General features: G+C 50.2%; 8 protein-coding genes and 1 pseudogene. All 9 read right to left on the bottom strand.

Annotation, left to right across the window (positions count from 1 at the left end):
* Positions 1–1049: pseudogene (locus ACEW8N_RS11465) on the bottom strand (hypothetical protein); the annotation flags it as partial.
* A 530-nt stretch (positions 1050–1579) separates the two neighbouring features.
* Entirely contained in the window at positions 1580–2449 is an 870-nt protein-coding gene (locus ACEW8N_RS11460; RefSeq protein ID WP_373499959.1) for an acyl-CoA dehydratase activase, read from the bottom strand.
* A gap of 2 nt (positions 2450–2451) precedes the next feature.
* Positions 2452–3339, bottom strand: a complete 888-nt coding sequence (locus tag ACEW8N_RS11455) for an acyl-CoA dehydratase activase (protein WP_373499958.1) — start codon at positions 3337–3339, stop codon at positions 2452–2454.
* Positions 3340–4497, bottom strand: coding sequence for a 2-hydroxyacyl-CoA dehydratase subunit D (locus ACEW8N_RS11450; protein WP_373499957.1), 1158 nt, complete (start codon positions 4495–4497; stop codon positions 3340–3342).
* Positions 4498–4544: 47 nt separating this feature from the next.
* Complete coding sequence (locus ACEW8N_RS11445; protein WP_373499956.1) at positions 4545–5873, bottom strand: 2-hydroxyacyl-CoA dehydratase subunit D; 1329 nt, start codon at positions 5871–5873, stop codon at positions 4545–4547.
* A 502-nt stretch (positions 5874–6375) separates the two neighbouring features.
* Positions 6376–7443 (bottom strand): NAD(P)-dependent alcohol dehydrogenase, encoded by a 1068-nt coding sequence (locus tag ACEW8N_RS11440; RefSeq protein WP_373499955.1) that lies wholly within the window; start codon positions 7441–7443, stop codon positions 6376–6378.
* 80 nt (positions 7444–7523) lie between these two features.
* A complete protein-coding gene (locus ACEW8N_RS11435) occupies positions 7524–8312 on the bottom strand; it encodes an enoyl-CoA hydratase/isomerase family protein (protein WP_373499954.1) in 789 nt (262 codons plus the stop codon).
* 161 nt (positions 8313–8473) lie between these two features.
* A complete protein-coding gene (locus ACEW8N_RS11430) occupies positions 8474–9325 on the bottom strand; it encodes a 3-hydroxybutyryl-CoA dehydrogenase (RefSeq protein WP_373499953.1) in 852 nt (283 codons plus the stop codon).
* A gap of 50 nt (positions 9326–9375) precedes the next feature.
* Positions 9376–10551: an acetyl-CoA C-acetyltransferase gene (locus tag ACEW8N_RS11425; RefSeq protein ID WP_373499952.1), complete on the bottom strand. Its 1176-nt coding sequence runs from the start codon at positions 10549–10551 to the stop codon at positions 9376–9378.
* Positions 10552–10887 lie beyond the last annotated feature (336 nt).

Genomic DNA, 10887 nt, shown 5'->3' with positions numbered 1-10887 from the left:
GATCCATGAAAGTATTGAGCGCTGAAAAGATGGCGATCCATTCGCTGCATCAATCGGTCCAGCATGTTGCTGGTCCGATGGGCGTTTGGGTGATGATACGCCGCGCTATAGTCAACCATGTTCTTACGTAGCTTCTCAATCGGATTTAGAATGGCATCAGGAACCGCGTTCTTCTTGCACCATTCGCTCAGCCTTCTGATCCGCTGAGAAAATGCGCGTTTGTTGTTCGCGCGGTAGCATTCCCAGAATTTGGCCGCCACATCGAGAAAGACGGCTTTGTACTTCTTTTTCGCCCTGTCGCGGATCTTGATGAAGATATGGAGAAAGCAGCAGATAATGGCAATCGATGGAAAGAGCGTCGTCCATGCTTTCCGAGTGGCTTTCCAGCCGTCAGTGTTTGCAGTTTTGGGCGCATATTCAGGGTTTAAACGTGTCGCTTCATTCTTGAATACGCCATAGCCTTCCATTAATGCTTCTTCACCGGCATCTTTTGCGATCGAAGCGCCCAGGATGCATCCTTTGCCAACGGTGGTGGCGATATAGGCTTTATTCCCGAGAATCCAGGTGTGCTTTTCGTCGGCGACCAAATTCTCGGGAATGTCAAGTGGGTTTCTGACCGTTGTCCCGACAATGCTGTTTCGGCCAAGTGTCTGCTCGATTCTGTACCAGTACATGGGATCCTTACCGAATACATGGCTCAGTGCCCAAAAAGGGACGCCGAACTTTCTCATGAAGAGTGCTTTCTCGATGTCACCGGTGACACCAGTCATATACGGCATGACGAAAGACGGTCGGATCGTGTAGGGGATACCGCCGATGTCAATGCGCCGAATCGGAATCGACAGCTTTTGGGAGTAGTAGATGTCCTTCATCCGGTACCCCTTGCTGATTTCGGGCGGAAACAGTTCAGGGAAGGAGAGAATGCATTCATCGAGATATTCCCTGAAATTTCCGGCATCAGCGATATTGGCGCTATAAATTTCTTGAGAAATCGGCACGCATATGCTTCTATTGTTTCGGGTGGCGGATCCTGTATCTGCTTTGCCCATATAGTTAGAGACCTCCTTGGCAGGGATTGGTCTCTAACTATAGTAAATCATTATGAAAAAGTCTAGGTTTATATTCCTTTTAATATCAATATGTTGGAGAGGCCATGCTTTCGGCTTCAACATATTGTGCCCCATTCAAATCGGCCTCCCCAAAATCCGTTATAATCAGAAATAATTCAATCCTGATTAGATGTACAGATAAGGCCATTTCTGGAAAAGAACATCCCAGCCATACAGGGTTTCTGTTTGGCTTCCACATGTTGGGGCACCGGAGGCTGGATAAAGCGGCAGACCGGATGTGGGATGTTCTTTTCCAGAAATCGCCTAAAACCAAGTGGACTGAAACCAAAGGCAAAAGGCGATCACATAAAAATTTTAAATTTATAGCATTTTGTTATAGTTCCAGTTAATGTGAGCCGAGATCGAATAAAGTGCCTTACGTTTCAATAAACACAGTTATGGTTTGGGAAAGTCCTTGTTCCTGTAATAAGGGTTGCCAACAATACTGCCTTGGGGTTTGGCGGTCGCCCTCAATTGCTTATTAGATGCATTCTACAAGGGGATTGAATTACACCCCTTTGAAAAGTCGTATCGTGCGATATGAATCCGGCGGCAGCTTTCAAAGAATCGAGATTTTTCTGGGTATGTAGTGCCGCGCCTACTGCAACAGTAAATTGCGGCAAATCCGGAACGTGCACTCTGTCCCCAATTTTTTTCTCCACTTGTTTCAAAAGGCCTCTATCCAGTGCCCCCCCGCCGACCATGGCACACGGTCCCTCCAACCCGACGCGCTCGACCATGGTTGCAATTTTCGTCGCCAGCGCCATGTGGACCCCGGCCAGAATATCTTCTTTGGGCGTGCCTTCGGCAACGCGCGAGATCGCTTCGGACTCCCCGAAAACAGCACAGCCGGTGGCAAAGGAGATGGGATTTCGTGCAGTGAGTGAGAGGGCGCCGACATCCTGGATATTGATCTGCAACACCCTTGCAATTATCGTCAAAAAACGACCGCAGCCGGTGGCACATCGTTCACTCATGACGAATTTGATTGCCTTTCCTTTTTCATTCACCCGCATCACTTTGGTTCCACGATCACCTACTTCGATGACCGTTCTCACGCCCGGCAACAGGTGATGCACCCCCTGTGCACAGCACGCCAGATCGCCCACTGTTGCTTTGTCAGTGGTCACCTGAGTCGCGCCGCATCCCGTGGCGTATGTTTGAGAGATATCGTTTTTCGCCAGGTTTCCCTTGGCTGCAATTTCCTTCAACACCCGGACTGCAGTCTCTTTGTAGTTGTGACCGGATGATATCTGGTGAAACAGATACGGTTTCCCATCCTTGACGAGAACAGCCTTGGTGCTGGCGGTCCCCACATCAATTCCGCAGGTCCATGTCATGGTTATACTCCTATTTCATCGTACTGAATTTGAACAGTTCCGGTACCGGCAGGAAACAGCCGGGACGAATGCCTGACGGAAACACCTTTTGCCAGATTATTTTCCACAATTTTCCTTCCCAGCAAGGCTGCACCCAATGCCCCGGTTAACAGAGGTTCAGGGGCTATCAGTACCGGATATCCGAGCCGAGACTCAATGGCCTGAACCATACCGATGTTCTTCGCCACACCGCCCGTAAACACAACGTCCGGTTCGACACCGATCCGGCCGGCCAAACTGAGCACCCGTCCGGCAATGGCGTCATGAAGGCCGTTCAGAATATTGGCCACCGGTGTACCATCGGCAAGGGCGGCGCTCACCTCCTGTTCAGCAAAAATGGTGCACATATTACTGATGTTCACTTTTTCCGATGCCTGTATGGACAAGTCCCCCAAATCGGCCAATGTCAGATCGAGCGCGCTTGCAATTACTTCCAGAAACCGCCCTGTTCCGGCGGCGCACTTATCATTCATGACAAAATTGCCAACCATGCCTTTCTCCAACTTTATCGCTTTGGCATCCTGTCCGCCGATGTCGATAACAGTACGGGCCGTGGGGAAGAGATCTGCAACGCCCCGCGCATGGCACGTGATTTCGGTTATCTGTTTATCTGCAAAGGGCACATTTATCCGGCCGTAACCGGTAGCGACCACATAGGACAAGGCATCGAATGCGATCCCGGCCAGACGCAAGGCATCTGTCATGACCTTATGGGCTAGGTGCCGATGCTCCGGTCCTGTGGGACCTATGACGCTTGCCAGCGCCTTTTCTCCGTCCAGAATAACCACTTTGGTCATGGTCGACCCGATATCAATTCCGGCAACAATCATAAGAATTTCACCCCGCAACATTTATCCGATGGTTTCCAGAAAAGCTTCCACTCTGGTTTTCAGGGGGGCCAGCGCAACCTTTGTATATTCATGCTCCAGATAGATGGCCGGAATTCCCATCTGCTCAAAGTAGGATTTGACGTCCGGGACCTCGAAACCGTGCGTGTCACAATAGCGCACAGACTGAAGGATGACGCCGTCCACCTGCCATTTCTCGACATATTCTTTCAAATATCCGAAACGTTCTTCCAAATCCGTCTGGAAAGAAGCGGTGGTATCGCGAATGGTTCGCGGGCATTTGATTCCATCAAGATACCGTTGTGCGATACCGTCCAGAGGATCGTCGGTCATTTCAACTTTCGGAAAGAAGTGCCGAGTTCCCACGCAGATATCATCCATGACCACATGAGCATCGGCGCTTTCGATCATATGGACGATCCCGGTTTCCGTTAACGGAGAGCCCCACAGCAGTAGCCGGGCGCTTTTGGGAGGGGGCCCCTCCCTTCTCGATAGCTCCTCAAGAATCTCTTCGATCATATGCGAGCCCTCTTCAATGGGCATGCACATCAGCGCTATCATGATTTGCAGAGTCTCAGTCCCGGAAAGCAGGGGCGGATCGTGTCGCCTCAACATATAGAGGTCAGCGACCAGGTCACGCTGCCGGTTGTGAACCGATATCTCCTCTTTCAGCCGGTTATTATCCATCTTTCGCCCCGCATGTTCCTCGAGGGTGGCCTGAAAAAGCTTCAGCTTTTCCTTGAATTGATCCACGGAATTGGCATTCACTACATGCGGCAGATCGATCAGGTGGTAGTATGAAAGATTCAATGTGCGTTGCACAAGTGAACAGAATTTCTCCTGGCAATCACAGGTATGGGCGGCAACGAACCCGTTGATAAAATCGTATTTTCCCTTCAAGCCCAGATCGAGGCCGGATCGGAGGATGGGGCATGCGATGGTTGGCATATGGGCGTCGGCCTTGGTGACGGATTCATCCATACTGCCCTGTATTCTGAAGGGAAAGAAATCCATGGCAGTTATCATTTCAAGCGGTGCATAGGAACAAAAATATCCCATGATTTTTTTTCCGCGGGATGCAAGCGCCACAGCCGATTTATTTCGCGAACGGTAGATATCCTGAGCTTTTTCAAGTCCGCGCGTTACAGATGTCTGCATCATTAATCTCCTTAATAGCTCTATTTATGACGGCATTAAAAAAGCCCTGCCTATTTTTTGCGAATCATCTTGTAATGATCCATGGCATCTTCAAACGCTGATACGTTTTGCATGACACTCTCAGGATCGAAGACGGAAAAATCAATGATATCTCCCTCAATGTTCATCCCGGGGATAGATAATTCAGTCTCAAGCGAATTGGTGGTATGGGTGAGCCAGTAGGTGCAGGCGCGACAGGATAACAACGAATGGGTCAGGATGCCGTCAGCCTCGTACTCGATCCCCCAGTTCACGTATGCCTGCGGCAGCATCGGCCCGATCACCGGATAGCCTTTTCTTTTGGCGTTGATCAAATGATCGATCTGGAACCAGTAATTATTTGCGGCTATACGCTCAATGGGATCGTTGGATAAGTCAAACACCATGGGTTCCGGCGGATGATACATGGCGCTTTCCATCACAAAGTTCCAACCCCGTTCAGCCAGCCTCTCAAAAAAATCAAGGCTGTGCCACGGTGGCAGTTCGGAAAAAATCAAACGGTATTTCTCTTCCGCTACTGCCCCGACACCCGAATCCACCCTCTCCTTGGCTTCATCGAATACTTTTTGATACAAATTCAAAGATTCCGGATCCCAGGTCATGTAATATCCGATAACCATTAACGTCCAGAAATCCCGGGAATGAATCGGACACGGTTTGGCTTTTCGAAGTTCATTAATCTCCCACCAGATTTTGAAAACCGCCTCCTGGTTGGCAATAAATTGCTCCAGCAAATCCATATCCAGTTTTTTCCCCAGCAATTGCTCCAGAAATGCGATAAACGCCTTGAGCCCCGCAACCTTGTACTGAATATTATTCCGATGCGCATCCGGTTTGATATCCTCGACGGGATCAAAGCTTGGTGTATCCATGGTCCAGGATGGAACTTCCCAATACTGGCGCAAGGCCTGAAACCATTTGAAACGGGTATCGCATAAAATTCCGGAGCCTAACAACAGCATGGGCGCAGCCATACCCCCCAAGGGTGCGTCCGGCGGAATCCTGCCAAGTTTTTTCATCTCCGCCGAATATCCGATTGAATTTCGTGCATAACCACAGAGATGCGTCGGAAAACCTTCTGCATCGCTGAGGCCTTGGTATTTTGGGGACATCCCTTTGGCGGCGCTGACCGCAGCAAAGTTTTCCGGATAGATCGGTGTAACACCCATGGCCCGAAGCACCAGATCCGCCTCCCACCAGTTCACCATGCACCAGGCAACCGGTTTCCCGTTTTCGGCCGCCTCGACGCCTTCCCGGTACATCTTGTCAACCAAAGGCCGAACGAGTTTGGTTGACTTGAGGCGATTTATGTGGCGTTTCTCTTTCGGTTTGGATTCCATGTTTTTTCCTTAATTTATTCGTTAATATTCCATGTTCTTTTTTCTATCCGAGGTCCACCAATGAAATCGCCTCCAAGTCGCTGACGATCACGATTCATCAAATCGAATAACTTTACTATTGAGCAAGCAGGGTATAAATACAATCCTTAGGATTCACTGTTTCTGAATAGCTAATAGTCACTACTTGTTGCGATAGAGCAGGTGGGTGTGGCAGCTCATATGTCAGCCACACCACCAGAACGGAAGATGGGAAATTTTAGAAAAAACTTCAGAAAATACCGAGCTGTAGGCTTTCAGGAAATGAAAATGTGGGAAAGCTTGAGAACAAGGATATTAAACCGGCAATTAAAGATCCGAACTAGTATCAATTTGCTTGAGGTATAACAATTTAAATTAATTGATTAAGAAAAGTAAATTTCATTTATGTAGATAATTGCCGGATTCGTATTACAACTTTAAAATAAATTAAAAAAAAACACTCGACTGCATAGGAGCCGGCGCACTATTCAAAGTGGATAACCGGTTTAATCACATTATCTTCCTTGCTATCCATCATCCAGAAGGCCTTTTCCAGTTCGTCGAATTTGAAATGATGGCTAGTTAGTTTGGTGGGGTCCACGCGGCCATTTTCGATGAGTCGCAGCAATCGGGTCATTCTCTCGCTGCCCCCCGGGCACAGCAGGGTCCTGATGGTCTTTTCGGCCATTCCGACCCCCCAACCCAACCTGGGGATGTTGATGTAGTCTCCCTCTCCATGGTAGCCGGCATTGGATATGGTTCCACCCGGACGGGTACAGTTTATGGCCATTTCAAACGGTAGTTGAGCACCAACGGCCTCGATGGCTGAATCCACACCTTCTCCATTGGTGAGTTTCATGATTTCTTCTACTGCATCTGCTTTCTCAAAGTTAATGGTTACATCACAGCCATAGTCCTCCGCAAGCTTCAACCTATGGGGAACACAGTCGACGACAATGACCTGTCCGGCACCCAACAGGCGCGCTCCCACGGCAGCCATCTGACCGACCGGCCCCGCGCCGAATACAACCGCAGAGCCACCCAAAACGATATCTGCATTCTCGGCGCCTTTGAAACCGGTCGACATCATGTCGGTAGTGTAGCAGGCAGCCTCGTCCGAGACGCTTTCGGGAATGTGCGTGAGATTGGCATCGGCATCATTCACATGGAAATATTCAGCGAAGCTTCCGGCTTTGATATTAGCGAATTTCCATCCTCCGAGGGGCTCACTGCACTGAGAAGGAAAGCCGCGCTGACAGTTGTGACATTTATAGCACGGGGTAATTGCGTTGACAGCGATTCTGTCTCCTGGTTTGAAAAGCTTTACGGCATGGCCAACCCGGTCCACGATACCGACCGCTTCATGACCCAATGTATGGTCGAATCTCTCTCCGATGGCGCCTTTAACCGTATGCACGTCAGATGTGCATACCAGTGCCGTGGTTGTTTTGATGATGGCACCGTTGGCTACGGGGTCATCCGGTACGGGTTTTTCCATGAAACCCACTTCACCGATTTTTTTCATAACAAATGTTTTCATCATTTTTGCCATGCTTAAATCTCCTTTGGTTAGTATTAAAGTATGGCTCTGCAAAAGGCAGGAAACCATGTCGTGCCTAAAAAAATTTCGCCCTATTTCAGCCCGCCTTTAAATGACGCTTTCCGTTTTTCAAGGAAGGCAGTGGTGCCTTCCTTGGCGTCTTCGCTGGCCATGCAGAGGGCAAAGGCCTCGCATTCGATGTCGAGACCGGTGGCCAGATCGACATTCAGGCCGCAATTGACGGTCTGTTTGGCCGCGCGGAGAGACACCTTTCCTTTGGCAGCAATGAGTCGGGCAGTTTTGAGGGCCTCCTCCATCAAGGCGTCCGGTGTGAAGACCCGGTTGACCATGCCGATCTCCAGGGCTTCGGCCGCCGGAATCAGCTTTCCGGTAAAGATCATCTCCTTGGCGCGGTTTGCGCCGATCAGCCGCGGCAGCCGCTGGGTACCGCCGAAGCCCGGAATGAGGCCAAGCTTGATTTCCGGGAGTCCGAACGTGGCGTTTTCCGAGGCGTAGATGAAGTCGCATGCCAGGGCCATCTCGTTCCCGCCGCCCAGGGCGAATCCATTCACTGCGGCGATTACCGGAATGGCCAGGACCTGAAGTTTGCTGATAACGGCCTGGCCCTTATGGGCGAACGCCTTGGCCTGAAGAGGGCCGAAGATGGCGAGCTCGGTGATGTCGGCCCCGGCCACAAAGGATTTGTCTCCGGCGCCGGTAAGTATCAGCACCCGGACATCCTCGTTTTCCGCCACTTCGTCAAAGGCTTGTGACAGTTCATCCAGAAGCGCTGCATTCAGGGCGTTGAGAGCCTTGGGGCGGTTGAATGTCAGGGTTGCAATGCCGTCTTCCGTTGTGAAAAGAATGTTTTCAAAAGCCATGTGGGATGTCTCCGTTACGATTTCTTAGATTTCATTTATTGTAGATCTATCATCAGACGCAACTCGGCATACAGAAGCCGGTGATCTCAGGGGCAGGCCTGCGCCCATCAACCGAATGAAACCCGATAGTTCAGTTGGAAACCTGAGGAGTTCAGCAAACCCTATTTATATCCGTAAAACCCACGGCCCGTTTTTTTTCCCAACCATCCGGCTTCCACATATTTGCGCAGCAGGGGACAGGGGCGGTATTTGGAGTCTTTAAAACCTTCATACAGGGTTTCCATGACGGCCAGACAGGTATCCAGTCCAATCAGATCCGCCAATGCAAGGGGACCCATGGGATGGTTCATCCCCAGTTTCATTACTGTATCAATGGCTTCAGGGGTCCCCACATCATGGTAAAGACAGAATACGGCCTCGTTAATCATGGGCATGAGGATGCGGTTGGCTATGAATCCAGGAAAATCATTGGCTTCCGCCGGTGTTTTTCCGAATTTGATGGAAAGATCCCATGTGATCTGAAAGGTTTCATCGGATGTGGCAAGCCCCCGGATGACTTCCACCAGTTTCATTACGGGAACCGGATTCATGAAATGCATTCCGATGACCTTCTCCGGGCGACGCGTCTGGGCGGCGATCCTGCCGATGGGAATGGAAGAGGTATTGGTGGAGAGAATAACATTGGGTTTGCAGATTTCATCAAGAGCCCGGAAAATTTTAAATTTCAGGTCTTCTCTTTCCACAGCGGCTTCCACGACAAAATCAGCATCGGCCATATCTTTGATGTCTGTGCTGGTTCTGATACGGCCCAGTACCGCATATTTTTCCGCTGAGGGCATTTTCCCTTTTTCTACATTTTTGGACAGAATTTTTGTGATATTATCGAGCCCGCGCTGAACGAATTCATCTTTAATATCGTTCATAATCACATTCAGACCGCTCATGGCCGCAACCTGGGCGATGCCATTTCCCATCTGTCCTGCACCGATAACGCCGAAAGTGTTAATTTCCACTTATTGATTCTCCTTTTTCATAAAAAATACTAAAGAATGAATAATTGTATTCAGCGATTCACAATCATCGCTACGGCTTCGCCTCCGCCGAGGCAGAGAGTCGCCAGACCGGTCTTTTTGTTCTGGCGGATCATTTCATAAAGCAATGTCACCAGTACCCGGCATCCGCTGGCACCGATAGGATGCCCTAAAGCCACGGAACCGCCATTAACATTGATTTTGGCCGGGTCCAGTTTCAATTCCTTGATGATGGCCACCGATGTTCCGCTGAAGGCTTCATTGATTTCAAACAGGTCCACATCCTCCAGGGATATCCCCTGCTTCTTCACACATTTGGGAATGGCCCAGATGGGGGCCACCAGCACATATTTCATTTCAATGCCGTAGGAAGCCTGAGCGCCGATGGTCGCCATGATAGTGCAGCCCAGTTCTTGGGCTTTTTCTTTTGACATGACCACAACTGCCGCAGCCCCGTCGCTGATAATGGAGGCATTTCCAGCCGTTCCAACCCCGTCGTTTTTAAAGGCCGGTTTCATTTTACTCAGAACTTCGTAAGGTGTTTCTTTGACACATTCGTCCGTATCAAAAATTTTCGGATCCCCCTTGCGCTGGGGGATTCCCACCGGCATGATTTCATTTTTGAATTTTCCCTCGGCAATGGCTGCCAAGGCACGGCGGTAGGATTCCGCCGCGAAACGGTCTTGTTCTTCCCGGCTGACATTGTATTTTTCCGAACAGAGTTCGTTGGACATGCCCATGTGGAAATCATTGACGATGTCCCAGAGGCCGTCGTGAAGCATGGAATCCTGAAGCTGACCCTGACCCATTCGGTAGCCGAAACGGGCCTTCTCCAGGTAGTAGGGGGCCAGGCTCATGGTCTCCATGCCGCCGGCCACGACGACATCCGCATCCCCCAACTGAATCGCCTGGGCCGCCAGCATGACGGTTTTCAGGGCCGAGCCGCACACTTTGTTGACCGTGATGCATTCAGCCTTCCAGGGAAGGCCCGCCTTTACCGCCGCCTGCTTGGCCGGGTTCTGACCGCATCCGCAGGGCAGGACCTGGCCCATCAATACCTCGTCCACCGCTTCCTTGTCGATCCCCGCCCGCTTGACGGCCTCGGCGATCACCATGCCGCCCAGGTCTGTTGCACCGATATTTCCCAGGGCACCGTTGAAGGCCCCGAGCGGTGTCCGTACCGCACTGACAATGACTGCTTCCCTCATTTGTATTTCTCCTCATTATTAGGATTATGTTTTCATTTTTTTGATAATGAAAAATGAAAAATGTTTTGAAGATTGGGATGGGTTAAGTAATCGACCCCCTGCACAGCAGGAGGCTACTGGAAGCCCCCCGGAGGGGGCACTGCTAATTTGAAGGCCCAGTTAAAGTCATTATTTCCTAAATCGCAGAGGATCCCGTTTCCTGAATAGAAAAGCTTCAGGAAGCCCCATCTACAAAGTGATCTGACCGGGAGGAAGCCTCAATCAAGATGCGTGTAGGAATTTATGTCCGTTTAGTACAACATACAGGAATGGCTCCATGACTCAAATATCCGTGCA

The organism is Desulfococcus sp. (genome assembly GCF_041737845.1).
GTDB lineage: Bacteria > Desulfobacterota > Desulfobacteria > Desulfobacterales > Desulfococcaceae > Desulfococcus.
This window is presented reverse-complemented; position numbering and strand designations above follow the sequence as displayed.